This window comes from Nonomuraea sp. ZG12, from assembly GCF_052068115.1.
GTDB lineage: Bacteria > Actinomycetota > Actinomycetes > Streptosporangiales > Streptosporangiaceae > Nonomuraea.
Map to the genome: position 1 here is coordinate 796,418 of NZ_JBQHCW010000001.1, position 23,414 is coordinate 819,831.

A 23,414-nucleotide genomic window follows, 5' to 3' on the forward strand; every position below is an offset into this window, starting at 1 on the left:
CGTGACCGTTCACGAAGCCCGCATCGGCCGCTACTACGAGGACTTCGTGATCGGCGACGTCTATCAGCATCCCCTGGGCCGCACCATCAGCGAGGCCGACAACACGTGGTTCACGCTGCTGACGATGAACACCAACCAGAACCACTTCAACGCCCACTTCGCCGCGCGGGCCCCGGTCGGCAGGATCATCGTCAACTCCGGGCTGACGGTCGCGATCGTGCTCGGGCTGTCAGTGACGGACGTGAGCCAGACGGCCATGATGAACCTCGGCTGGGAGGACATCAAGCTCACCCACCCGGTGTTCGTGGGCGACACGGTCTACGCCGAGTCCGTCGTCACGGCCAAGCGTGAGTCGAAGTCGCGCCCGTACGCGGGCATCGTCACCTGCCGCACCCGCGGGCTCAACCAGGACGGCGACGAGCTCATGTCGTGGACGCGGACCGTGATGGTCTACCGGCGCGACGCCCCGCACGACAAGGGCTACTTCCCGCAGGCCAAGACCGGTCCCCTGGAGGCGTGAGCGATGGACTTCGAGCTGAACGACGAGCAGCGGGCCTTCCGCGAGACCTTGCGCGCCTTCGTGGACAAGGAGATCATGCCCGTCGCCACCGAGTGGGAGCACTCCGGCCGCTACCCGACCGAGATCGTCGAGAAGATGAAGCTGATGGGGCTGTTCGGCTTGAGCGTGCCGGAGGAGTACGGCGGGCTGGGGGCCGACATGGTCTCCTTCGCCCTGGTCTTCGAGGAGATCGCCCGGGGCTGGATGGGGGTGGCAGGCACGATCGGCTCCCACTCACTGGCCTGCTGGATGATCGCCCGCCACGGCACCGACGAGCAGAAGCGCGCCCATCTGCCCGACCTGGCCACCGGCGCGCGCCGTACCGGGATCGCGCTCACCGAGCCCGGCGCGGGCACTGACCTGCAGGGCATCACGACGCGCGCCGTACGCGACGGCGAGCACTACGTCGTCACCGGGACCAAGACCTGGATCACCAACGCCCGTCACGCCGACCCGCTGCCCGTGCTGGTCAAGACCTCGATCACCGAGCCCGCCCACAAGGGCATGTCGGTGCTGCTCGTCGATCCCTCGGCCGAGGGGTTCGGGGTCAGCCGTGACCTGCCCAAGCTCGGCTACAAGGGCACCGAGACGTGTGAGGTGACGCTCGACGGCGTGCGGGTGCCCGTGGACGCGCTGCTCGGCGGGGTGGCGGGGCGGGGCATGCAGCAGGTGCTCGGCGGGCTGGAGATCGGCCGCGTCAACATCGCCGCCCGCGCCGTCGGCGTCGCCCAGGCGGCCTACGACGCGGCGCTCGCCTATGCCCGTGAGCGGATCGCGTTCGGCCGGCCGATCGCCGAGTTCCAGGCCATCCAGCTCAAGCTGGCCGACCTCGCCACCGAGATCCAGGCGGCCCGGCTGCTGACCTACTGGGCCGCCTCCCAGGCCGACGGCGGCAAGCGGGTCGACATGGAGGCGGGCATGGCCAAGTACTTCGCCTCCGAGGTGGCGTTGAAGGCGTCGCTGGAGGCCATGCGGATCCACGGCGGCTACGGCTACTCGCAGGAGTTCGTCGTCGAGCGGCTCTACCGGGACGCGCCGCTGATGGCGATCGGCGAGGGCACCAACGACGTGCAGCGCCTGGTCATCGCCCGAGCCCTCATCTCGGGCAAGGGCAGAGTGGGCTGGTGAGAGAGTGGGCTGGTGAGAGAGTGAGCTGGTGAGACGGTGCGGTCACCCCGGCCGGCATGCGCCTCCGTCCACGCATCGCTGACATCCGGGTATTTGCCGGATGAGTCAGGGTAGGTTGTGGCGGGTGCCGATCGTCCCTGCCGCTTCCACGCTGCCCGCATCCCCCCGCACCGGACAGACCCGGCTGGCGTGGCTCGACACGCTGCGCGGCATCGGGGCGCTGGCGGTGGTGGCCGAGCACCTGCTGCCGTGGTACATGCCCTGGGCACGGCCCTACTGGTTCAGCCTCGGCGTCTACGGCATCTTCGTGTTCTTCCTGGTCAGCGGCTACATCATTCCCGCCTCGCTGGAGCGGCACGGCGACGTGCGGGCGTTCTGGGTCAGCCGCGTCTTCCGGCTCTACCCGCTCTATCTCGCCGTCGCCGTCACGGTGCTGGCGCTGTCCTGGTGGGTGCCGGTGCGGCCGTCGGTGTCCCGCGACGGCGCGGCCGTCGCCGGGCACGCGACGATGCTGCTCGACGTGGCCGGGGTCGCGGGCGTGGCCGACACGATGTGGACGCTCTCCTACGAGATGGTCTTCTACCTGCTGGTCACCGCCCTGTTCATGCTCCGGCTGCACGACCGCAGCGGCCTGATCGCGATGCTGTTCGCCGCGGGTTCCGTCGTGGCGGGGCTGGTGATGAGCCGGGCGGTGCTCGGTGGCGGCTGGGTGGCCTACGCCTCGTGCGCGGTGTTCGCCGCCGGGCTGGTCTGCCTGATCACCGGCAAATTCCGCAGGACCGCCGGGTGCGCGCTCGGCGTGATGGCGCTGGCGATGCTGGTGCTCAACAGCCGGGTGCCGTGGCTGGGCGTGGCCGTGGTGGCGCTGATGTTCGCCGGGACCGCGATCTACCGGTGGGAGCGTGGCGAGGGCGGCCTGTGGCCGGTGGCGGTCACTGCGGTGCTGGTGGTGATCGCCCCGTTCTGGGCGATCATGTCCGGCTGGTGGTGGGTCGAGCCGGACGTGTGGATCACCACGATCGCGCTGGCGGCCGCCACCTTCGCGGGCGGCATGGCGCTGCGCGGACGGCGGGTGCCACGGCTGCCGGCCTGGCTCGGGCTGATCAGCTACTCGCTCTACCTGGTGCACCATCCGCTGCTGAAGTACTTCAGCGCGCTCACCGGCGACCTGCGCCGCTCGCCGGTGCCGTTGCAGATCGCCATGGCGGCACTGGCCATGGCCCTGGTGCTGGGGGTCAGCGCGCTGACGTACCGCTGGGTGGAGCTGCCCATGCAGTCGCTGGGCCGCCGCCTCGCCCGCCCCCGTTCCTAGCCGCCGGCTGCGCCGGTCGACGGCCCGTCGGCGGCGATGCCGGAGCGCCGCCCCGCCCCGCTGATCAGAACGTCCGGGCCAGCCGGCGGGCGCGGTCGTCGGCGAGTTTGCGCGCGTGGGCGTGGTCGCCGGTCAGCGTGGGGTGGTGGCGGATCTCCTGGACGTCGGTGATGCCGGCCCACCTCAGCCAGTCCCCGAAGTACGTGGACTGGAAGTCGTTGCCGAACCCGGGCCCCACCCCCGGACCCCACACCGAGCTGGTGTAGATGACGGTGGCCCGCTTGCCCGTCAGCAAGGGCCGGTAGCCCGTCTCGACGCTCAGGTCGAAGACCAGGCCCGGCTGGCTGAGCACGTCGATGAGCTGCTTGAGCTTGTACGGCACCCCCGCGTTCCACATGGGCACGCTGAAGAGATAGCGGTCGTAGCGGTCGAACCGCTCGAAGGCGCGCACGGCGGCGGCCCAGGGTTCGACCTGGTCGCCCGTGGGTTCGGCGCCGCCGATCACCGCCATCTTGGCCGCCACCGCGGCGGGCCCGAACTCGGGCAGCGTCCCGTCCCACAGATCGAAGCGATCGACCTCGGCGCCGGGGTGGGCGGCCAGGTACTCCTCGGTGAACGTCTCGGCGATCCCCAGCGAGATCGACTCCGCTCCCCGGGGGGAGGCGGAGATGTGCAGCAACCGGCTCATGACGCATTCCTTCCATTACGGACCGCGGTCCACTTGTCTGAGGTCGACAATATGGACTGCGGTCCGTTTGGTCAAGGAAGGTCAGCGCTGGGGTTTGTCGATCCGGGCGCCCTCGGTCGTGAAGATCATCAGACGGGTGTGGTCCACGGCGATCTTGGCCGCGTCACCGGCCCGCCACGCCGGGCGGTTGCCGAGCCGGACGATCAGGTCCGCGCGCCGGTGCCCGCCGCTGCCCGGATGCTGGCCGACCTGCTCCTGCGATTGCGCCTCCTCCTCGCGTGGCGAGAACAGCCGGCGCACCAGCCCGCCGAGGCCGCCCCGCCCGCTGACCAGGCCGCTGGAGGCCACGCGCCGGTCCGGCGGCTCGGGCACCGGCACGGCGGGCATGCCGCACTCGACGTAGGCCATCCACTCGTGACCGTGATACTCCAGCGCGCGCACCCGGCCGAAGAACGACGGCCCCTCGTACGACTCCGGTACCGGTGCCAGGCCGTCCGGCCGCATGCCGACCAGAACCTGGCTGCCGGTGTGCTGCGAGATGGCGTACGCGCGCGGATCGCTCCACGGGATGGTCAGCTGATGCGGGCCGAAGTCGAGCAGGATGAACTGGTTCTGCGGCGTGCGCACGGTCGCGGCCAGCAGGTTCAGCTGCTGGGAGTTGAGGAAGGCCGCCACGAAGGCGGTGGCTGGATCGTTGTAAATCTGGGCTGGGGTGCCCACGTCCTGCAGGACGCCCTTGTTGAGGATGGCGATCCGGTCGGCCAGCGTGAGCGCCTCGACCTGGTCGTGCGTCACGTAGATGGTGGTGACGCCGAGCGACCTGACCAGGGCGGAGATCTCCATCCGCAGCTCGGTCCGCATGCCCGCGTCCAGGTTCGACAGCGGCTCGTCCATCAGGAACAGCTTGGGCTGGCGGACGATGGCGCGGCCCATGGCCACCCGCTGGCGCTGGCCGCCGGACAGGGTGCCGGGGCGGCGGTCCAGGGTCTCGTCGATGTGCAGTGCCTTGGACAGCTCGATCACGCGCTCGCGGACCATCGCCGGGTCCGCCTTGGCGATCTCCAGAGGGAAGGCCATGTTGCCGCGCACGGTCCTGTGCGGATAGAGCGCGCCGTTCTGGAAGACCATGGCGACGTCACGATCGCGCGGCGGCAGATGGTTCGCCATCTCGCCGTCGAGCCAGAGTTCGCCTTCGGTGACGTCCTCCAATCCGGCAATCATTCGCAATAACGTAGATTTGCCGCATCCGGAAGGGCCTAGTAGGACGAGGAATTCGCCGTCCTGGGCCCTGAGACTCAATTGGTCGACCGCCAGGTGGCCGCCCGGATACACCTTGGTCACTTTGTCGAGAACGACCGAGCTCATGGGCCCACACCTTGCACGCGCGTCATCTGTAACTATGGCTGATCGGAGGGGTAGTACATCGCGCCTTAACGCCATGTGTCCACCCTTGACACAAAGGATCTCTATAGCAGGGGTTTCGGACGGGGGGTTTTGGTCGTTTGTGCCGCTGAATGTCCGAATAACTGTTCTCTGGAAATGCTTGCGTAAGCTTGCGGCAAGGGCTTTCAATGGTCGGGAACGAGCGGGGGCGAAGCATGGGCGCAGAGTGGCGCGACGCGGTGATCCACCAGGTGTACGTACGCAATTTCGCCGACGGAGACGGTGACGGCGTCGGCGACCTGATAGGTGTTCGTGATCGCCTGCCTCACCTGTCGGGGCTCGGCGTGGACGCCATCTGGCTGCAAGCGGCACGTCACCCGCTACGGCAGCCCTGCGGGCCGGGCGCCGTTCAGCGTGGCGGCCCAGCAGCACCCGACTCCACTGATCGGTGGAAACTAAAGTGGCAGCCATGAACGGTCACGCCCGCCTCGCCGACATCGCCGCCCAGGCCGGGGTGAGCGAGGCCACCGTCAGCCGCGTGCTCAACGGCAAGCCGGGCGTCTCCGCCGCCACCCGGCAGGCCGTGATGGCCGCGCTCGACCTCATGGGCTACGAACGGCCGCCCCGCCTGCGGCAGCGCAGCAACGGGCTGATCGGCCTGGTCACCCCCGAGCTGGACAACCCGATCTTCCCCGCGTTCGCGCAGGCCATCGAGCGGGCGCTGACCCAGCACGGCTACACACCGGTGCTGTGCACCCAGCTGCCCGGCGGCGCGCCCGAGGACGAGTTCACCGAACTGCTCGTGGACCGGGGCGTCAGCGGCATCGTGTTCGTCTCCGGCCTGCACGCCGACACCACCGCCCGGATGGACCGTTACACCCGCCTCACCGAGCGCGGCCTGCCGATCGTGCTGGTCGACGGCTACAGCGAGCGCATCGACGCCCCCTTCATCTCACCCGACGACCGGATGGCCGTCCGCCTCGCCGTGCAGCACCTCGTGGACCTCGGGCACGAGCGCATCGGGCTGGCGCTCGGCCCGCGCCGGTTCGTGCCGGTGATCCGCAAGATCGAGGGATATCGGCAGGCGATGGCGCAGCTGCTCGGCGCCACCGACGTCGACGACTTCATCTCTCACTCGCTGTTCTCCGTCGAAGGCGGCCAGGCCGCCGCCGCCCAGCTGCTGGCCGGCGGCTGCACCGGCATTGTGTGCGCGAGCGACCTCATGGCGCTCGGCGCGATCCGCGCCTGCCGGGAGAGGGGTCTGTCGGTGCCGGGGGAGGTGTCGGTGGTCGGCTTCGACGACTCGCCGCTCATCGCCTTCACCGACCCGCCGCTCACCACCGTGCGCAAGCCGATCGGCGCGATGGCGTCGGCGGCCGTGCAGACGCTGCTCGAAGAGATCAACGGCGCTCAGGCCAAGCACGTCGAGCTGATCTTCCAGCCCGAGCTGGTGGTCCGCGGTTCCACCGGCTCCGGGCCCCTGGTCAACCGCTGAGCCCCGGTCAGTCCAGGACGAGCCGGACCCCGGTGCTCAGCGCGGAGTCGTGCAGCTCCAGCTCGGCCGGCTCGGCGTTCTTCGGAAGCTCGAACAGCAGGGTGCCGGTGAAGGACTCGCCGGGGCCGATGCTGATCGGCTGGATCTGCGCGCCCTCCTTGTCGAGCAGCCGGGTGGCCCCGTGCGGGGTCTCCTCCCGGTCGAGGAGCAGCTGCTGGGCCGGGTAGAGGACCCGCGCCTCCGGGCCCTCGTTGGTGACCTTCAGGGCCACCCGGCAGGTCCGTGAGGAGACGGCCTTGCCGGGCTTGGCGCATTTCGTGCTCGTGACGGCGAAGTTGAGCTTGCCGTCCCGCACCGGGCCGTCGGCGTCGCCGACGGCCGGGCTGCGTGACAGCCAGGTGAGTACGGCCACCAGCAGCGCCAGGAACACCAGCGTGATCAGGAGCACGGCCATGCATCCGGTGAGGAAGCCCTTGGCCGGTTTGGCCGGCCTGACGGGCTGGAACCTCTGCGGCACACCCCGGCGCGGCGGCAGCGGCCCCTGCCCGGTCTGATGGGGTGGCGGAGCCTGCCCCCCTCGGGGTGGCAGCGGCACCGGTCCTGTCTTGTGGGATGGCGGAGCCTGCCCGCCGTGCGGCGGGAGGGGCACCGGCCCTGTCTTGTGAGCCGGCGGAACCTGCCCGCCCCGGGGTGGCAGGGGCACCGGTCCGGTCCGATGCGCCAGCGGCACCGGTCCCGTCCGGTGCGCGGGCGGCACCGCACCCGGCGGCGCCTGCCCGGGCGGGGGCGCCTGTCCGGCGGGCGGCTGGTGCGGGGGACGGGCCTGCGCCAGCGGCGGGAACTCCGCCGGGTTCCAGGTGCTGGTGAGGTGACGGGTCGCGGCGAGCTGCGCGGCGGGCTCGTCCGTCGCGCTCACCAGCTCCAGCAGCAGCTGCTTGGCCGTGGGCCGGCGGGCGGGGTCCGGGTGGATGGCGGCGGCCACCAGCCGGTCGAGCGGGGCGGGCAGGCCGCGCAGGTCGGGCGGCGCGGTGCGGGCGCGGGCCGCCATCACATAGGCGTCGCCCTCGCCGAACGGATGCCCGCCCAGCCCCGCGTACGCGATGAGCGACCCCCAGGCGAACACGTCGCCCGCCGGGCTGGTGCGGCCTTCGAAGACCTGCTCGGGCGCGATCCAGCCGGGGGTGCCCATCACCATGCCGGCGTTGGTGTGCCGGGAGCCGACGTGGGAGGAGCGTGCCAGGCCGAAGTCGATGACCCGCGGCCCGGCGAGCGTCAGCATCACGTTGGCGGGCTTGAGATCGCGGTGCACGAGACCGGCCGCGTGGATCGCGGTGAGCGCCGCCGCCACGCCCACGGCCGCCGAGTGCAGCATGGACGGCGACAGACTGCCCTGCTGGATGAGGTGGTCCTCCAGCGAGACGCCGTCGATGTACTCGGTGACGAGGTAGAGGACGCCGTCGTGCTCGCCGTGGTCCAGCACGCGGGCGGTGCAGAACGAGGCGACCTTGCGGGCGTTGGACACCTCCTCGTGGAAACGCGCGCGATAGACCGGGTCGGCGGTGTAGTCACGGCGGATCGCCTTGAGCGCCACCTGCCCGCCGTCGGCATCCCTCGCCAAATAGACGGTGCCCATGCCGCCCGACCCGAGCCGGCTCACCAGCTCGTACGGGCCGATCGTCGGCGGATCCTCTGGCGTCAGCGGAGTGCCAGCGGAGCGCCCCTGCTGCCCCAACGTCGCTGTCCTCTCGCCATCGCGGTCACGACTCAACCGGCCGATCCTCTGTCCGGCACGCTCTTTTCCACCCCAGACTCTAATGGGTGAACGCACACCCCGGTGGCGAGGTGACGGCCTCGGCCGGTTCCAGGGCGGCTCGCCGACGCCCGGCTCGACGATCAGTAGGCGGATCGGCGCCTGGAGCCGACCCGCTAGACCTCTGGGGACGTGAGCGGCAGGCGGACGGTGAAGGTCGACCCCCGGCCCGGACCAGGGGAAGTTGCCGTGATGACGCCGCCGTGGGCGTGGGCGATGCCGCGGGCGATGGTCAGGCCGATGCCGCTGCCGCCGGCGGGGGCCGGGCGTCCGGGGTGCTCGACGCGTTCGAACCGGGTGAAGATCCGGGTGAGGTCGTGCGCGGCGATGCCGACCCCGTCGTCCTGGACGGTGATCTCGGCATGCGGGGCCGGGCCCTCGCCGGTGCGCACGGTGACCGACACCCGGCCGCCGGGATCGCAGGCGCGCAGGGCGTTGCCCAGGAGGTTGACCAGCACCTGGGCGACGCGGCCGGAATCGAGCATGGCCATGACCGGCGGGCCTGGGGTCACGGCGAGAGTGACCTGGCCGTCGTCGAACTGGGGGCGCAGCCGTTCGGCGGTGCTCCTCGTCAGGGCGGTCACGTCGGTGAGGGAGTTTCGCAGGGTGAACGCGCCCTCTTCGACCCGGGAGAGGTTGGACAGGTCGTCCGTGAGGCGTCGCAGCCGGATGAGGTCGTCGCTGAGTGAGGCGAACATGGCGTCGTCGGGGGTGAAGATGCCGTCGGCCATGCCCTCGATCTGGCCGCTGAGGATGGTGATCGGGGTGCGCATCTCGTGGGCGATCTCGGAGACCAGGCGGGCTCGCCGCCGTTCGACGTCGGCGAGCGCCGCCGCCAGCCGGTTGACGTCCTCGACCAGGGCGGCGAGTCCCGGCTCCCGGGGGAGGGTGAGGACGTCGCCGTAGTGCCCGTCGGCGAGGCGGTGCGTGGCGGCGCTGACCTGGCGCAGCGGCCGCAGCAGGAACCGGGAGAACACCAGGGACAGGACGAGCGCCGCGATCACGCCGATGGCCAGCGCGGGCAGGACCGTCTCGGCGCTGATGATTCCCTGCCCGCCGCCGGCCAGTTTGAGCACCAGCGCTTCGATCTCGGTGAGCCCGGCGACGGGCACCTCCTGCCCGAACATGTCGGCGGCGACGTTGATCGCCACGAGCGTCACGACCAGGACCGCCATGTGGGACAGCACCAGGCGGATGGTCAGGGGCAGCGCCGGCAGCCGTCGTCCCGCGCCGCTCATCATCCCGGCCACGGCGGTCCTCAGGTGACCGGGCGGGCGGGTCATCCGGCGGGGCGGGCGAGGAAGCGGTAGCCGATCGCCCGCACCGTGCCGACGTACCGGGGTGCGCTCGCGTCGTCGCCGAGCGCGCGCCGCAGCGTGCGGATGTGCACGTCCACCACCCGTTCGTCGCCGAAGAAGTCACGTCCCCACACGTGGTCGATCAGCCCGCGGCGGGTGAACACCCGGCCCGGCGCGCGGGCCAGGGCCACCAGCAGGTCGAAGTCGAGCGCGGACAACTCCACCGTACGGCCGTCACCGGTGACCGTACGCGTGTCGGGGTCGATGACCAGGCCGTCGAAGCGCAGCGCCCGCTCCTCCGGGGTCTGCGCCGGGACTTCCGCGCGGCGCAGGATGGCGCGCGCCCGCAGGGCGAGTTCACGGGCGCTGAACGGCTTGGTGACGTAGTCGTCGCTGCCCGCGGTGAAGCCGATGACCCGGTCCACCTCCTCCGTCCGGGCGGTGAGCAGGATCACCGGGACCTGACTGCTCGCCCGGATCCGGCGCAGCACCTCGAACCCGTCCAGGCCGGGCAGCATCACGTCGAGCACGATCAGGTCAGGCTGCTCGCGGACGGCCGAGGCGAGGCCGGACGGGCCGTCCGGCGCCTCCAGGACCTCGAAGCCGTCCGCCTCCAGATAGCCGCGCAGCGTCATCCGGATCTTCGGCTCGTCGTCAACGACCAGAATGCGCTGTGTGCTCATGGTTCTCTCTGTCATCGGCCGTCGTGAGCCTGGCCGCTTGCCGATAGACGGTTTCGAAGGTGTCCAGGGTGAGCCCGATGTCATGGCGGGCGACGATCTCACGGCTGGCCTGTCCCATGCGCGCCCGGCCTTCGGGATCGTCCAGGATCGAGCCGAGGGCCGCGGCCAGGGCCGGGACGTCGCCGGGCGGGAAGAGCAGTCCGTTGTGTCCGGGGTGCACCAGATGGGGCAGCGCCGTGGCGTCGGCGGCGACGACGGGCTTTCCGGCGGCCATGGCCTCCATGGTAGCCAGGCTCTGCAGTTCGGCGGTGCCGGGCATGCAGAACACGTCGCAGCGGGCGTAGGCGTCCAGGACCTCCTGGTCGCTGACCAGGCCGTGGAAGGTGACGCGGTCGGCGACGCCGAGCGCGCGGGCCAGGTCCTCCAGGTCGCGGCGGCGGGAGCCGTCGCCCACGATCTCGGCCGTGACCGGGAGCCGCGCGGGCAGCAGCGGCAGGGCGCGCAGGAGTTGGTCCACGTTCTTCTCCGCGTCCAGCCGGCCCACGAAGAGCACCCGCAGTCCCTCGCCCCGGTTCGCCGCCGTGGGCTGTGCGAATCGGTGCAGGTCCAGGCCGCAGGACACCGGGAGGACGGCGCCACCGATGAGGCCGTGCTCCCGCATCAGCCCCACGGCTCGGGGAGTGGGGGCGGTGACGATCTCGGCGCGGTGGAAGACCCGTACGAAATCACGCCAGGCCAGCCGGCACGCGGCGTCGGCGAGCCGGCCGGGAAGGGGGGCGTAGCGGACGAGGTTCTCCGGCATGAAGTGGTTGGTCGCCACCACCGGGATCGCCGCGCGCCGAGCGGCGCCGATCAGCGTGCGGCCCACGGCGAAGTGGGACTGCACGTGGACGACGTCGGGCGCTATCCGGTCCAGCAGCTGGGCGGCCGAGCCGCGGATCCGCCACGGCAGGCAGACACGGAAGCTGGGATGGAAGGGGGTGCCCTGTGAGGCGAGCCGGTGCACGGTCGGACCGCCGGGCGTGACGCGTTCGGGACCGGCGCCCGTGGCGGGGCAGATCACGTGCACGTCGTAGCCTCGGCCGGCGAGCCCGGTGGCCAGGCGGTGGGCGAAGTTCGCGGCGCCGTTCACGTCGGGCGGATAGGTGTCCGCGCCGATGACGATACGCCGGATGTGACTTCCGGACATGGGATGCTCCTGTCGTACGTAACGGAAGAAGGTTGCGGGGTGGGGATGTCATGGGAGAGCCGGACGACCCCGCCGATCGCGACGGCGGCGAAGGCCAGCCCTAGAGCGGCGATCGGCAGGGTCAGGCCGGGGGCCTCGCCGAGCAGGCCGATGCCGATGGTGACGGCCACCAGCGGGTCCACGACCGTGAGGGTCGCCACCGTGCTCTCGGGCGGTCCGTCGGCGTAGGCGCGCTGCACGAGCCAGAAACCGGCCAGGACCGTCGCCGCCAGGCCGGCGAGCGAGCCGAGCAGGGGCGCGCTGATGCCGTGCGAGGCGAACTGCTCCGTCGCGGCCCTGATCATCACAGAGGTGCAGCCGTAGGCGGTGCCCCCGCCCATGCCCAGGACCAGGCACCGGGCCCGGCCCCGGAGCGGACGGGCGACCAGCAGGCAGCCGGCCACCACCGCGAGGACCAGCGCACCGGCCTGGATCTGCGCTGCCGTGGTGACCGGGCGGGTGACGGTGTTCAGCGCGGCGAGCACCGCGAAGGCGCCCGTCCCGACGACGATCGCCGCGAGCGCACGGCCGGTGCCCCACCGCAGTGGGGCACGTCGGATCCGCAGCGCCCACACCACGCTGATCACGATTCCGATCACCCCGGCCGGCTCGATCACGGTCACCGGGGCCAGTCGCAGCGCGTTGACCTGCATCACCGCCCCCGTCGCGAGCAGCGCCAGCCCCGCCAGCCAGCGGGGCCGCCGCACCGCGGCCGCCAAGGACGCGCCACCGGTCGACGCGCTGTGCTGTAGCCAGGTCCCGGCGGTGAAGCAGCAGGCGTTCAGGACCGCGAGGGCGATGGCGAGCCAGGTCATCTGCCCTCCCGGCTCGCCGGCACCAGGCCGGCCAGGATGTACAGCAGGCCCATCTCCAGGGCGAGGGTGACCCGCTCGGCCAGCCCCAGCCAGCCGCCGATCTCCTGTGCCAGCGCGGTCGGGGCCGCGGCTGTGGCGCACACATGCGCGCACATGAAGGCGAGGCAGCCCGCCACACTCGCCCAGGAGGTACGGCGCAGCGACCGCGCGGTCGTCTCCCAGCCGGGCCGCCGCCCCAGCCGCCGGGCGATCAGGAGCCCGGCGGCCGGGAGCGCCGCCACGGCTCCGCCCGCCGCGTACCGGTGTACGAGCCCGCTCACGGAGAGGGCGCCCGGCGCGTCGGTCTGGAAGATCGCTGCCAGCGCCAGTCCGCCGCACCACACGCTCAGCAGGACGACCGCCGGCGCGCCGATCGGCAGTCTGGACCGTACGAGCCCGGCGACCAGCGCCATCGAGCCCACCGAGAGACAGGCCACGGTCCCGGCGAAGATTCCGTACGCGCCGTCGCTCAGCGCGAAGTCGCTGAGCACCTGCCGGACGGTGTCCACCTGCCGCGCCCAGCCGAGGTGCAGGGCGGCGGTGCCGACCAGCGCCCCGGCCAGTCCGGCGTGAGCCGTGACCACGAGTTTTCGGGTGAGGGGAATGCCGTCCATACTTCGACAGCGAACCGGGTGATCATGTGGCTCGTACGACTCCGAGTGTGAAGCTTCCGTGAAGCAGGCGTCGGGTCGTGGCCGGGGCACGAGCGCCGGCCTTGCCTTGACCGAGCGCGAACCCCGTCCGAGCGGCGCGACGACCGTACGCGGCGCGGCAGCAGCCGGATGATCATTCGCGCGACCACGCGGTGCCCGACGCGCGATTGACCTGCGTGTCGTCCATGAACTGCCGGCGTCGGCGGGTGTTCGTCGTCCTGGTCCCGTCACATATCGAACTTGTGATCTAAAAATCCTAGGATAAAGGGCTCTGCCGAAGTTACGATCTTGCCGTTCGCCGGCCGTGTCGATCGGTCGGCTCTCCACGGGGCACTACGACCGCGCCCCATGACTGGACGGGAGATCGCCCTTGAGGCGTGCACTGGCAGCGTTGAGCATCGGGTTGAGCGTGCTGGGTTCCACTGTCGTCGCCACACCGGCGCACGCCGTGCGGATGGCGACGGTCCCGCTGGCGAGCACTATGACGACGGCTCAGCAGGTCGCGAGCTTCTGGCTCGCCGATGAAGCCGCCAACCTGAAGAACGCCACCCCGTACACCGTACGGACTGCGGTGGGCGCGGAACGCCTGTCCACGGACATCGTCCCGGACGGCCCTCCGCGCACCGTCGTCCCTCCGCTGGAGGGGCCGCCCCCGCAGGAGGGGAGGACGCCCACGACCTGGGGCAAGGTGTTCTTCATCGGCGGCGACGGCCTGCCGCACTGGTGTACCGGCACGTCCATGCAGTCGAAGTACCGTAACGTCGTCGCGACGGCGGCTCACTGCCTGTTCGACATCGAGGCCCCGATGGGCGCGCTCGGCAAGTGGGTCTTCGTCCCCGGCTACTCCGAGGGGACGACACCGTTCGGCCTGTACGTCGGGAAGCTGGGCACCTCGCACTACGACTTCGACGACATCCGGGACTTCGACCGCGACTACGCCTTCGTCAACGTGTACCACGGCGTCGTCCAGTCTTCCCCGGACGTGCTGACCAACGCCGGAGCCCTGGGCGCCAACGTCGGCGGCCAAGGGCTCGCGGTCAACCAGCCGGTCACGTCCACGGTCGATGTCTTGGGCTATCCCGCCGGTCCCAACCCCGACGGCAGCCGGCCCTACACGGGTGAGACCCTCGAACGGTCGACCGGGTCGACGTTCGCGACCAGGTTCACGGCCCTCCGCGCGGATCGGCCCGTCGGCGTGGACTCCCCGTTCACCGGCGAAGGCGCTCTCGGCTCCTCATGGCTGATCGATTACGCGAGCGACACCCGTACCGGCTATCTCAACGGCATCACGATGAGCGTTTCCGACACGGACGGCGATGACCGGTACGACACCGGCATCTCGCCCTACTTCGACAGCGAGTTGGTCGAGGTCTACCGGTACGCCATCGCACAGTGGACCGGCTTCGCCGTTCGATAGCCGCCGTCGCCACCGCGTCCGCCGGGGAGCGGCCGCGGTGGCACGGCAGTGCGCTGGTGCGGCGAGCAGGACGCCTCGGAGGGGCCGCGGCACGTCGAGTGGACGATCGATGAAGAGATCTCCTGAGGCCGAAACGGGGACGCGGCCCCACGGATGCGCCGTTGCCCCGCCAGGTCAACATCCTGGACGTGCCGCAGACGGCAGCTCTCGTCGGCCCGGCCCGGCAGAAGCGGGCCGCACAGTACGCCACGGCTCCGGCGGCTCATGACGGCGCCCAGGCATCGGCTCCACAGCCGGCTCGTCGTAATGCGGTCGCGCTGGAAGCGGATACCGAAGGTGGGCATCCTTCCGGAGGGAGTGAGGCTATGGCGAGGACCATCGCGAAGTGGGCCGGTGGGGTGGCGGCGGGACTCGCGGTCCTGCTGATCCTTCTGGCGTCGCCGATCGTGCTCGGTCGGCTCGCCGGCGTGACGGGTGTCGACTGGGCCCTGCTCGCCGACGTCGGTGATGCCTATGGCTCCGCCGTCGCGCTGCTCACCGCGGTGTCCTTCTTGGCGCTGGCCGTTTCGGTGGCCTTCCAGGCGCGGGCGGCGCGGATCTCGTCGGAGACCACCGTGCGGATGCTCCATGTCGAGATGATGCGTTTCGTGATGGAGGATCCGTCCCTCATGCAGGTGGACGGCGCGAAGTGGGACGGAACGGCGGAGGCGGCCGAGGAGATGCGGACGTGGGCGTACGCCAACATGCAGCTCGGGCTCTTCCGGTCGTTCTACGCGCTCAAGGAGTTGACGACCGCCGAGTTGCGAATGCAGATGGCCGTCAGGTTCAGGTCGCGAATCAGCCGGGAGCACTGGGAGTACAACCGGGCCTGGTTCCGGGCGAGCGAGCGCAACCGTCATGACCGGCGGTTCGGCGAGATCGTCGAGGAGGAGTACCACAAGGCCGTCCAGGCGGGCGAGGCGGTGGCGGAGCGTTCGCGCGTGTCCCGTGGCGGGCCGCCCTGGGTGCTCGTGGCGGGCGGGGTGGCGGCGGTCGTCGCGGTCGGGGCCGGGATGGTCCTCGGCAAGAAGCGCGGCGGCCGGGGCTGATCACGGACAGCGGTGCGAGGTTCTGGCCTGCGATTAAAACTGTACCGGCCGACCGGTACAGTTTCGGAGTGCCCAGAGCCAGCTCCAAAGACCGTCTGCTCGATGCCGCCGCCGAAGTGCTCCTGACCGAGGGGGTGGAGTCGCTCACCCTCGAAGCCGTCGCCAAGCGGGCCGGTGTCTCCAAGGGCGGCCTGTTCTACCACTTCCCGACCAAGCAGGCGCTGGTCACCGCCATGATCGAGCGTCTCACCGACGCCTTCGACGAGGCTCTCGCGCAGGCGGGCCGACATCCGGGCGACTACCTGCGCGCCTACATCAACGCCACGATCCCCGAACGGCACGTCGCGCAGGCCCCCGCCGACACGATCACCGTGGCGCTGCTGGCCGGGGTGCTGGTCGATCCGGCCGGGCTGCGACCCCTGCGGGAGCGCTACGCCGCCTGGCAGGCCAGGCTGGCCGACGACGGCATCGATCCCGCCGTCGCCACCGCCGTACGGCTGGCGGTGGACGGCTGGTGGGCCGCCCGGTTGCTCGGGCTGGGCGAGCCGGAGCCCGGCCTGCACGAACGGACCCGCCGCTATCTCCTGGAGTCGATCGACCGTGCTGCGCACCACTAAGGCCCTGATGCTCGTCACCGATCTGGGCTTCGTCGCCTATTTCAGCGTCACGGGCCTGGGCCTGATCCCACCGGAATGGGCGTTCGCCGATTACGCCGATCCGCTCATGGCCGACTGGAACTGGTCCTTCCTCTGGATCGACCTCCTGGCCAGCGCCACCGGTCTGACGAGCCTGTGGCTGCTGCGCCGGAGGCAGGCGGCGGGCCTGCCCCTCATGCTGGTCTCCCTGGTGCTGACCATGGCCTCGGGGCTGATGGCGATCGCGTTCTGGACCCTGCGCGGCGACTTCTCCCTGGCTTGGTGGATCCCGAACCTCTACCTCATGCTGTTCCCGATTCCGGGCATCGCCCGCCTGATCACGGCGGGCGGCACCGCAGGCGTCACGGCTCAGGGCGGCACACGGCGTTGAGCGCTACCGCAAGGAGGCCGCCTCCGAGGCCAGCTTCTCGATGCGGCCCCAGTCGCCGGAGGCCAGGGCGTCCGCCGGGGTGAGCCAGGAGCCGCCGACGCAGCCCACGTTCGGCAGCGCCAGATAGTCGGGGGCGGTGGTGAGCCGGATGCCGCCCGTCGGGCAGAAGCGCACGTCCGGCAGCGGGCCCTGCAGTGACTTGAGGTAGGCCACGCCGCCCGCCGCCTCCGCCGGGAAGAACTTCAGCTCCTTGATCCCGCGCTCGGCCAGCGCCATCGCCTCCGACGCGGTCGCCGCCCCCGGCAGGTACGGCAGGCCGCTCGCGTCCATGCCCTCCACCAGGGTCAGCGTCGTCCCCGGCGAGACCAGGAACTTCGCCCCGGCGTCCAGCGCCGCCGCGATGTCGTCGGTGGTCCGGATCGTGCCGGCGCCGATCCGGGCCTCCGGCACCTCGGCCGCGATCCTGGCGATGGCCTCCAGCGCGGGCGCCGTGCGCAGGGTCACCTCGATGACCGGCAGGCCGCCGGAGACGAGCGCCCGCGCCATCGGCACGGCGGTCTCCACGTCGTCGATCACCACGACGGGGATGACGGGGGCGAGATCGAGCAAACTCATGCGGTGTACTCCTCAGTGGCGCGCGGTCGTGAGATCAGTTCTTTGGCGGCACGCTGGGCGAGCCAGGCGGCGGCGCCGGTCAGCGCCGGCTGTGGCGCGACGATCAGCCCGGTGGCGATGCCCTCCAGATAGCTGGACATGTCGGGATTGGCGGCGAACCTGGCGCGGAAGTCGCTGGTGCGCACACGTTCCACGATACGGGGCAGGACCCCGCCGCCCAGGTAGACACCACCCCTGGCGCCGAGTGTCAGCGCCACGTTCCCGGCGAATCCGCCCAGCATTGCGCAGAACACCTCGACCGTCTCCGCGCAGAGCGAGTCGTCGAGCCGCGCCACGATGTCGGAGGACGTCAGCTCGGGGGCGGCGACGCCGTTGACCCGAGCCAGCGCCCGGTGCAGCCGGACCAGGCCGGGCCCGGACAGCACGTCCTCGGCCAGCACATGCTCCCGCCCGCCGGCCCGCAGTGCGCGGACGATCTCCAGCTCCCTGTCGTCCCTGGCGGGCAGCGTGACGTGGCCGCCTTCGCCGGGGATGGGCGTCCAGCCGTCCCCGGTGGGGACCAGGCCGCCGACGCCGAGCCCGGTGCCGGGCCCCAGCACGGCCTTGACCCCGTACGCCGGCTCCGGCCCGCCCAGCGACACCAGCTCGCCGCCGTTCAGGTGCGGCAGCGACAGGGCCAGCGCCTCGAAGTCGTTGAGCAGCGCCGCGAACGGCACATCGAGCTCGCGCACCGACCCGGCCCACGGCGAGTTCGTCAGCCGGTAGCGGTCTCCGTCGATCGGCCCCGCCACGGCCAAGCACGCCGCCCCGGGCCGCGCCCCGCCCGCATGCTCGGCGAGATACCCCTCCATGGCGTCGGCGAGAGTCCCGTACCGCGCCCCCGCCAGCACCGCGACCTGTGACGGCCGCGCCTCGGGCGACGTGACCAGCCCGAACCGGGCATTGGTCCCGCCGACGTCGGCCACCAGCCAGGGCAGGTCGAAAGCCGTCACCGGGAGGCTCCGGCGTGGCGCGCACCCACCGCCGCGCCCGTCTCCAGGTGGGAGGAGCCGGACTCGGCGGCGAAGCCCAGGCCGGGGCCGTGGTGCGGGGACTCGGCGCCGCTGACGCCGAAGATGCCCGCGCCCTGCTCGGCGTGCCCGGCCATCCGCCGGAAGGCGGTGAACAGCTCGCGGCCGGTGCCGACCCACTGCGCGTCGCTCAGCGGCCGGCCCCCGGGCGTCCGCTGAGCCAGCTCCTCGGCGGGGACCAGCAGGGACAGGCAGCCCGCCGCCGAGTCGAGCCGGATCACGTCGCCGTCCCGGACCAGCGCGATCGGGCCGCCGTCGGCCGCCTCGGGCGACAGGTGGATGGCCGCGGGCACCTTGCCGGAGGCGCCCGACATACGGCCGTCGGTGACGATCGCCACCCGCTGCCCCCGGTCCAGCAGCACCGACAGCGGCGAGGTGAGCTTGTGCAGCTCGGGCATGCCGTTGGCGCTGGGCCCCTGGTAGCGGATGACGGCGACGAAGTCCTGCCCGTCGAGCTCGCCCGCCTCGAAGGCGCGCAGCAGGTCGAGCTGGTCGTCGAAGACCTTGGCCGGGGCCTCGATCACCAGGTGCTCGGGCTTGACCGCCGACACCTTGCTGACGGCCGCGCCGAGGTTGCCGGACAGCATGTGGATGCCGCCGTCGGGGGAGAACGGGTCCTTCACGGGACGCAGCACGTCCAGATCCGCGCTGGTCCCGGCGACCGGCTCCCAGATCAGCTCTCCGTCGCTGAGGTGGGGAGCCGTGCGGTAGCGGTCCAGGCCGGGCCCGGCCACGGTGAGCACGTCGGCGTGCAGCAGGCCCTCGTCGAGCAGGTCGCCGATGAGCACCTGCATGCCGCCGGCGTCCCGGAAGTGGTTCACGTCGGCCTGGCCGTTGGGGTAGATCTTGGTGAGCGACGGCACGGCCTTCGACAGGCAGGCCAGGTCGTCCCAGGTCAGCACCATGCCGGCGGCGGCGGCCATGGCGACCAGGTGCAGCGTGTGGTTGGTCGATCCGCCGGTGGCCAGCAGCGCCACGCAGGCGTTCACGATGGCCTTCTCGTCGACGAGCTCGCCGATCGGGGTGTACTCGGCGCCGTGCGCGGTGATCTCCACGGCCCGGCGGCCCGCCGCCTCGGTCAGCGCGTGGCGCAGCTCGGTGTGCGGGTTGACGAAGGTGGAGCCCGGCAGGTGCAGGCCCATGACCTCCATGATCGCCTGGTTGGAGTTGGCGGTGCCGTAGAAGGTGCAGGTGCCGGCGGAGTGGTAGGAGGCGGACTCGGCCTCCAGCAGCTCGACCCGGCCGACCTTGCCCTCGGCGAAGAGCTGGCGGGTACGGGCCTTGACCTTGTTCGGCAGGCCCGAGGTCATCGGCCCGGCGGGCACGAAGATGGCGGGCAGGTGCCCGAAGTGCAGCGCGCCGATGAACAGGCCGGGCACGATCTTGTCGCAGACGCCCAGCAGCAGCGACGCGTCGAACATGTCGTGCGACAGCGCGATCGCGGTCGACATGGCGATCACGTCACGGCTGTAGAGGGACAGCTCCATGCCGGCGCGGCCCTGCGTGATGCCGTCGCACATGGCGGGCACCCCGCCGGCCACCTGCGCGACCCCGCCGGCCCGGCGCACGGCCGCCTTCAGCTCGGCCGGGTAGGTCTCGTACGGCTGGTGCGCGGAGAGCATGTCGTTGTAGCTGGTCACGATGGCCACGCCGGGCTTGGCCGTACCGCGCAGGGCGGGCTTGTCCTCGGCGGGGGCGGCGGCGAAGCCGTGCGCGAGGTTCGCGCAGCCCAGGTGAGCGCGGGCCGGGCCCTTGGCGCGGGCGGCCTCGCCGTCACGGCGGATCCGCTCCAGGTACGCGGCGCGGCTGGCGGCGCTGCGCTCGGCGATCCGATCGGTGATGTCCTGGATGACGGGGTTCACGCTTCCTCCTCATGCCACGCGCGACCGCTGCGGCCGAGCAGTTCGTGGGCGCCCGCGGGGCCTGTCGTGCCGGCGGGGTAGGGCTCGGGCAGTTCGGGGGACGCCTGCCAGGCGTCCAGGATGGGGTCGATCCAGCGCCAGGCGGCTTCGACCTCGTCGCGGCGCATGAACAGCGTCGGGTTGCCGGCCAGCACGTCGGTGAGCAGCCGCTCGTAGGCGTCGGGGACCCGGGTGGTGAACGTCTTGCCGAAGCTCAGGCTCATCGGCACCGGCTTGAGCATGATCTCGCCTGCTCCGGGCTCCTTGGCCATGATGTGCAGCTCGATGCCCTCCTCCGGCTGCAGGCGCAGCACCAGGCGGTTCGGCGCGCCGCCGGGGAAGATGGAGTGCGGCACGTCCTTGAACTGCACCACGATCTCCGAGCGCCGGTGCGGCATGCGCTTGCCGGTGCGCAGGTAGAACGGCACCCCGGCCCAGCGCCAGTTGCGGATCTCGGCGCGGATCGCGGTGAAGGTCTCCACCCGGCTCGACGCCTCGGTGGGCGGGGTGGAGCCGGGCTCGGCGAGGTAGCCGGGCATGCCGTCGGCCTGCGCGTACTGGCCGCGCACGGTGAAGCGGTCGACCTCGGTGCCGGTGATGGGGCGCAGCGACTGCAGCACCTTCACCTTCTCGTCGCGGATCGCCTCGCGGTCGTTGCGGGCGGGCGGCTCCATCGCGGTCAGGGTGAGGAGCTGCAGCAGATGGTTCTGCACCATGTCGCGCAGCGCGCCCGCATGGTCGTAGTAGCCGCGCCTGCCGGGCGTGCCGACGGTCTCTGCGACGGTGATCTGCACGTGGTCGATCCAGAGCGAGTTCCAGACCGGCTCCAGGAAGGCGTTGGCGAAGCGGAGCACGAGCAGGTTCTGCACGGTCTCCTTGCCCAGGTAGTGGTCGATGCGGAAGATCTGCTGCTCGTCGAAGATGGCGCCGACCTCGTCGTTGATCAGCTGCGCGCTGGGCAGGTCGCGGCCGAGCGGCTTCTCCAGCACCACGCGCGAGTTCGGCGTCACCAGCCCGGCCTGCTCCAGCTCGCGGCAGAACGGGCCGAACGTCATCGGCGGGCTGGCCAGGTAGAACACCCGGTCACGCGGCTCGTGCTCGCCCAGCATCCGCGACAGCGCGCTCCACCCGGTCCGGTCCTGCCCGCCCACGTCGACCGTGAGGTGGTGCAGGCGGCCCAGGAAGCGCTGCCACATGGCGTGATCGTCCACCGGGACCTGGTCGCGCACCTCGGCGTCCACCTTGCCGCGGAAGTCGGCGTCGGTGAGCCCGCCCCGGGACAGGGCGATGATGCGGGTTTCCGGAGCCAGCCGTCCGTCTCTGTCGCTGTGGAACAACGCGGGCAGCAGCTTGCGCATGGACAGGTCGCCGGTGCCGCCGAAGACGACGAGGTCGGCGGTGTGAGCGACCGGGGGAGACGTAAGCGGGGGCACGGCGAGAACTCCGATGATCTACCAAGTAGGGACAGAACGGACACTAGCCAGAGTTTGGGTCGTGCACAAGCAGAGTTTTGGTATTTGAGATGAAAAAGTCGAGACTTTTCATGACATAACCTCCTGTGGTTCACTTAACCGATGACTCGACGTACCGCTGCCGCCCTCGCCACGAGTGGCGAGGTGCTGCGCCTCATCCGCACCGGTGAGGCCGTGACGCGGTCCGACCTCGGCCGGGTGACCGGCCTGTCACGCCCGGCGGTGCAGGTGCGCGTCGGTGAGCTGCTGGAACGCGGCCTGGTCGTCGAGTGCGCCGACGCGCCGTCCACCGGCGGCAGGCCTCCCGTCCGGCTGGAGTTCAACGCCGGCGGCGGCGTCGTGCTGGTGGCCGCGCTCGGCGCGAGCCGCACCAGGGTGGCCGTCTGTGACCTGGCCGGGCGCGAGCTGGCCGGTCAGGACTTCGCGATCGACGTCGAGCAGGGCCCCGACGTGGTGCTGCCGCTGGTCATGGACACCTGGGACGAGCTGCTCGCCGACTGGCCGCGCGCCGTGGTCAAGGGCGTCGGGATGGGCGTGCCCGCCACTGTCGAGTTCGCACAGGGGCGCACCGAGAGCGCCCGGGTGATGGCCTCATGGACCGGGGTGGTGATCCCGCCGCTCATCCGCGCCCGCTTCCCCGTCCCCGTGCTCGTCGACAACGATGTGAACGTGCTGGCCATCGGCGAGCACCGGGGCGCCTACCCGGAGCTCGGCGACCTGATGTTCGTCAAGGTCTCCACCCGGATCGGCGCGGGCGTCATCGCGGGCGGTGAGATCCTGCGCGGCGCGCTCGGCGCGGCCGGCGAGATCGGGCACATCCCGGTGCGAGACGGCGGCGGGGTGCTGTGCCGCTGCGGCAACATCGACTGCGTCGACTCCGTGGCCAGCGGCACCGCGTTGCTGCGCGACCTGCGCGCCGCGGGCAAGGACGTCAAGACCATCGCCGACGTGACGGCGCTGGTGCGGGCCGGCGACGCCGAGACGATGGCGACGGTGCGTGAGGCCGGGCGCAGGATCGGCGAGGTGCTGGCCACCGCCGTCAACATCCTCAACCCGTCGGTCGTGGTGCTCGGCGGTGACATGGCGGAGGCGTTCGGGCCGCTGGTGTCGAGCATCCGCGAGGTCGTCTACCGCCGCTCCACCGCCCTGGCCACCAGGAGGCTGCGCATCGAGCCGAGCCGGCTGGGCGCGGCGGCGGGCATCAGCGGCTGCGCGGTGATGGTGCTGGACCACGTGCTGTCCCCGGACGCGGTCGACGCGGCCATGACCGGCCGCGCCGTACGCGAGATCAAGAAATCGGCGATGGCCTGAGATCCACGGGACTCAGCGGGGGCACTTGCCGCGCTTCTTGTCCTCTTTCCGGTCCGGCTTGGCATCGGCCTTGGCCGGCGACGGCACGCGGGACGGGCGTGCGGCGGGGCGCCGGAGGCCGGTGGGCGACGGCGAGGCGTCGACGTCCCGGCGGGGCAGCGGCCGCCGCGACGCCTCGGCGGACGGGACGCGGACGGGCGCGGACTCGATCGCGCCCAGCACGGCGGGCCGTTGGAAGCCGGACACGCTGGCGGGGGAGAGCGAGGCGCCGGGCAGGCTGCCGGTCGACAGGACCCCCGCGAGCACGAGCATGAGGGTGCCGGTCAGTGCGGCGGCGATCAGCAGGATCCGCCCGCGCCGTTCGGTCTGTCTCACAGGGGCCGATGATAGTCACGCCGGGCCGTACACGTGACAATTAGCCGC

The 23,414-nt window shown here is 71.4% G+C and carries 22 protein-coding genes and 1 pseudogene; 10 read left to right on the forward strand and 13 right to left on the reverse strand.

Going from position 1 to position 23,414, the window contains the following annotated elements; translation table 11 throughout:
* Nucleotide 1 precedes the first annotated feature (1 nt).
* The 3 genes from ACTMTF_RS03745 to ACTMTF_RS03755 all read left to right on the forward strand — a co-directional run bounded on the left by ACTMTF_RS03745 (nt 2) and on the right by ACTMTF_RS03755 (nt 2,999).
* A complete protein-coding gene (locus ACTMTF_RS03745) occupies nt 2-520 on the forward strand; it encodes a MaoC family dehydratase (RefSeq protein ID WP_397000186.1) in 519 nt (172 codons plus the stop codon).
* 3 nt (nt 521-523) lie between these two features.
* Nucleotides 524-1,687, forward strand: coding sequence for an acyl-CoA dehydrogenase family protein (locus ACTMTF_RS03750; protein WP_441109220.1), 1,164 nt, complete (start codon nt 524-526; stop codon nt 1,685-1,687).
* A 124-nt stretch (nt 1,688-1,811) separates the two neighbouring features.
* Nucleotides 1,812-2,999, forward strand: coding sequence for an acyltransferase family protein (locus ACTMTF_RS03755; protein WP_441109221.1), 1,188 nt, complete (start codon nt 1,812-1,814; stop codon nt 2,997-2,999).
* A 64-nt stretch (nt 3,000-3,063) separates the two neighbouring features.
* On the opposite strand, the gene ACTMTF_RS03760 is transcribed toward ACTMTF_RS03755, so the two are convergent.
* Together ACTMTF_RS03760 and ACTMTF_RS03765 are read right to left on the reverse strand one after the other, a co-directional pair.
* Nucleotides 3,064-3,687: an FMN-dependent NADH-azoreductase gene (locus tag ACTMTF_RS03760; protein ID WP_441109222.1), complete on the reverse strand. Its 624-nt coding sequence runs from the start codon at nt 3,685-3,687 to the stop codon at nt 3,064-3,066.
* An 81-nt stretch (nt 3,688-3,768) separates the two neighbouring features.
* Nucleotides 3,769-5,052: an ABC transporter ATP-binding protein gene (locus ACTMTF_RS03765; RefSeq protein WP_441109223.1), complete on the reverse strand. Its 1,284-nt coding sequence runs from the start codon at nt 5,050-5,052 to the stop codon at nt 3,769-3,771.
* 233 nt (nt 5,053-5,285) lie between these two features.
* Here ACTMTF_RS03765 and ACTMTF_RS03770 point away from each other — a divergent pair.
* Both ACTMTF_RS03770 and ACTMTF_RS03775 read left to right on the forward strand, forming a co-directional pair.
* A pseudogene (locus ACTMTF_RS03770) lies at nt 5,286-5,432 on the forward strand (alpha-amylase family glycosyl hydrolase); the annotation flags it as partial.
* A 107-nt stretch (nt 5,433-5,539) separates the two neighbouring features.
* The gene (locus tag ACTMTF_RS03775) at nt 5,540-6,565 is read left to right on the forward strand and encodes a LacI family DNA-binding transcriptional regulator (RefSeq protein WP_397000177.1); all 1,026 of its coding nucleotides are present in this window, start codon (nt 5,540-5,542) and stop codon (nt 6,563-6,565) included.
* A gap of 7 nt (nt 6,566-6,572) precedes the next feature.
* On the opposite strand, the gene ACTMTF_RS03780 is transcribed toward ACTMTF_RS03775, so the two are convergent.
* From ACTMTF_RS03780 to ACTMTF_RS03805, 6 genes are all read right to left on the reverse strand, one after another.
* Complete coding sequence (locus ACTMTF_RS03780) at nt 6,573-8,297, reverse strand: protein kinase domain-containing protein (protein WP_441109224.1); 1,725 nt, start codon at nt 8,295-8,297, stop codon at nt 6,573-6,575.
* A gap of 194 nt (nt 8,298-8,491) precedes the next feature.
* Complete coding sequence (locus ACTMTF_RS03785) at nt 8,492-9,658, reverse strand: sensor histidine kinase (protein ID WP_441109225.1); 1,167 nt, start codon at nt 9,656-9,658, stop codon at nt 8,492-8,494.
* Nucleotides 9,655-10,356: a response regulator transcription factor gene (locus tag ACTMTF_RS03790; RefSeq protein WP_441109226.1), complete on the reverse strand. Its 702-nt coding sequence runs from the start codon at nt 10,354-10,356 to the stop codon at nt 9,655-9,657. Before ACTMTF_RS03790 ends, ACTMTF_RS03785 begins: the two co-directional genes overlap by 4 nt.
* A complete protein-coding gene (locus ACTMTF_RS03795; RefSeq protein ID WP_441109227.1) occupies nt 10,328-11,545 on the reverse strand; it encodes a glycosyltransferase in 1,218 nt (405 codons plus the stop codon). The genes ACTMTF_RS03790 and ACTMTF_RS03795 overlap by 29 nt, the downstream gene beginning before the upstream one ends.
* Nucleotides 11,485-12,399 (reverse strand): hypothetical protein, encoded by a 915-nt coding sequence (locus tag ACTMTF_RS03800; protein ID WP_441109228.1) that lies wholly within the window; start codon nt 12,397-12,399, stop codon nt 11,485-11,487. The genes ACTMTF_RS03795 and ACTMTF_RS03800 overlap by 61 nt, the downstream gene beginning before the upstream one ends.
* Nucleotides 12,396-13,052, reverse strand: coding sequence for a DUF998 domain-containing protein (locus tag ACTMTF_RS03805; RefSeq protein WP_441109229.1), 657 nt, complete (start codon nt 13,050-13,052; stop codon nt 12,396-12,398). Before ACTMTF_RS03805 ends, ACTMTF_RS03800 begins: the two co-directional genes overlap by 4 nt.
* A gap of 430 nt (nt 13,053-13,482) precedes the next feature.
* On the opposite strand from ACTMTF_RS03805, the gene ACTMTF_RS03810 reads away from it, so the two are divergent.
* From ACTMTF_RS03810 to ACTMTF_RS03825, 4 genes are all read left to right on the forward strand, one after another.
* Nucleotides 13,483-14,508 carry a trypsin-like serine peptidase gene (locus ACTMTF_RS03810; RefSeq protein WP_441109230.1) on the forward strand — a complete coding sequence of 342 codons (1,026 nt, stop codon included), beginning with the start codon at nt 13,483-13,485 and terminating at the stop codon, nt 14,506-14,508.
* A 365-nt stretch (nt 14,509-14,873) separates the two neighbouring features.
* Nucleotides 14,874-15,596 carry a DUF6082 family protein gene (locus ACTMTF_RS03815; RefSeq protein WP_441109231.1) on the forward strand — a complete coding sequence of 241 codons (723 nt, stop codon included), beginning with the start codon at nt 14,874-14,876 and terminating at the stop codon, nt 15,594-15,596.
* A 68-nt stretch (nt 15,597-15,664) separates the two neighbouring features.
* Nucleotides 15,665-16,213, forward strand: coding sequence for a TetR/AcrR family transcriptional regulator (locus ACTMTF_RS03820; protein ID WP_441109232.1), 549 nt, complete (start codon nt 15,665-15,667; stop codon nt 16,211-16,213).
* On the forward strand, nt 16,197-16,622 hold the full coding sequence (locus ACTMTF_RS03825; RefSeq protein ID WP_441109233.1) for a DUF5360 family protein: 426 nt from the start codon (nt 16,197-16,199) through the stop codon (nt 16,620-16,622). The genes ACTMTF_RS03820 and ACTMTF_RS03825 overlap by 17 nt, the downstream gene beginning before the upstream one ends.
* 3 nt (nt 16,623-16,625) lie before the next feature.
* On the opposite strand, the gene eda is transcribed toward ACTMTF_RS03825, so the two are convergent.
* Genes eda through zwf form a run of 4 tightly spaced genes read right to left on the reverse strand, consistent with a single transcriptional unit; the run spans nt 16,626 to nt 21,641 of the window.
* Nucleotides 16,626-17,237, reverse strand: a complete 612-nt coding sequence (gene eda, locus ACTMTF_RS03830) for a bifunctional 4-hydroxy-2-oxoglutarate aldolase/2-dehydro-3-deoxy-phosphogluconate aldolase (RefSeq protein WP_397000159.1) — start codon at nt 17,235-17,237, stop codon at nt 16,626-16,628.
* Nucleotides 17,234-18,229, reverse strand: coding sequence for a glucokinase (glk, locus tag ACTMTF_RS03835; protein ID WP_441109234.1), 996 nt, complete (start codon nt 18,227-18,229; stop codon nt 17,234-17,236). Before glk ends, eda begins: the two co-directional genes overlap by 4 nt.
* Nucleotides 18,226-20,169 carry a phosphogluconate dehydratase gene (gene edd / locus ACTMTF_RS03840; protein ID WP_441109235.1) on the reverse strand — a complete coding sequence of 648 codons (1,944 nt, stop codon included), beginning with the start codon at nt 20,167-20,169 and terminating at the stop codon, nt 18,226-18,228. Before edd ends, glk begins: the two co-directional genes overlap by 4 nt.
* The gene (zwf, locus tag ACTMTF_RS03845; RefSeq protein WP_441109236.1) at nt 20,166-21,641 is read right to left on the reverse strand and encodes a glucose-6-phosphate dehydrogenase; all 1,476 of its coding nucleotides are present in this window, start codon (nt 21,639-21,641) and stop codon (nt 20,166-20,168) included. Before zwf ends, edd begins: the two co-directional genes overlap by 4 nt.
* A 141-nt stretch (nt 21,642-21,782) precedes the next feature.
* Here zwf and ACTMTF_RS03850 point away from each other — a divergent pair, with 141 nt between their 5' ends.
* A complete protein-coding gene (locus ACTMTF_RS03850) occupies nt 21,783-22,991 on the forward strand; it encodes an ROK family transcriptional regulator (RefSeq protein WP_441109237.1) in 1,209 nt (402 codons plus the stop codon).
* A gap of 12 nt (nt 22,992-23,003) precedes the next feature.
* Here ACTMTF_RS03850 and ACTMTF_RS03855 read toward each other — a convergent pair whose 3' ends face one another.
* Nucleotides 23,004-23,366: a hypothetical protein gene (locus tag ACTMTF_RS03855; protein WP_441109238.1), complete on the reverse strand. Its 363-nt coding sequence runs from the start codon at nt 23,364-23,366 to the stop codon at nt 23,004-23,006.
* Nucleotides 23,367-23,414 lie beyond the last annotated feature (48 nt).

Excerpts from the sequence above, each read along its gene's own strand:
- ACTMTF_RS03775 (WP_397000177.1), top strand. The coding sequence starts at position 5,540 with ATGAACGGTCACGCCCGCCTCGCCGACATCGCCGCCCAGGCCGGGGTG.
- ACTMTF_RS03785 (WP_441109225.1), bottom strand. The coding sequence starts at position 9,658 with ATGACCCGCCCGCCCGGTCACCTGAGGACCGCCGTGGCCGGGATGATG.
- ACTMTF_RS03800 (WP_441109228.1), bottom strand. The coding sequence starts at position 12,399 with ATGACCTGGCTCGCCATCGCCCTCGCGGTCCTGAACGCCTGCTGCTTC.
- ACTMTF_RS03760 (WP_441109222.1), bottom strand. The coding sequence starts at position 3,687 with ATGAGCCGGTTGCTGCACATCTCCGCCTCCCCCCGGGGAGCGGAGTCG.
- ACTMTF_RS03750 (WP_441109220.1), top strand. The coding sequence starts at position 524 with ATGGACTTCGAGCTGAACGACGAGCAGCGGGCCTTCCGCGAGACCTTG.
- ACTMTF_RS03765 (WP_441109223.1), bottom strand. The coding sequence starts at position 5,052 with ATGAGCTCGGTCGTTCTCGACAAAGTGACCAAGGTGTATCCGGGCGGC.
- ACTMTF_RS03805 (WP_441109229.1), bottom strand. The coding sequence starts at position 13,052 with ATGGACGGCATTCCCCTCACCCGAAAACTCGTGGTCACGGCTCACGCC.
- ACTMTF_RS03795 (WP_441109227.1), bottom strand. The coding sequence starts at position 11,545 with ATGTCCGGAAGTCACATCCGGCGTATCGTCATCGGCGCGGACACCTAT.
- ACTMTF_RS03815 (WP_441109231.1), top strand. The coding sequence starts at position 14,874 with ATGGCGAGGACCATCGCGAAGTGGGCCGGTGGGGTGGCGGCGGGACTC.
- ACTMTF_RS03790 (WP_441109226.1), bottom strand. The coding sequence starts at position 10,356 with ATGAGCACACAGCGCATTCTGGTCGTTGACGACGAGCCGAAGATCCGG.
- eda (WP_397000159.1), bottom strand. The coding sequence starts at position 17,237 with ATGAGTTTGCTCGATCTCGCCCCCGTCATCCCCGTCGTGGTGATCGAC.
- ACTMTF_RS03850 (WP_441109237.1), top strand. The coding sequence starts at position 21,783 with ATGACTCGACGTACCGCTGCCGCCCTCGCCACGAGTGGCGAGGTGCTG.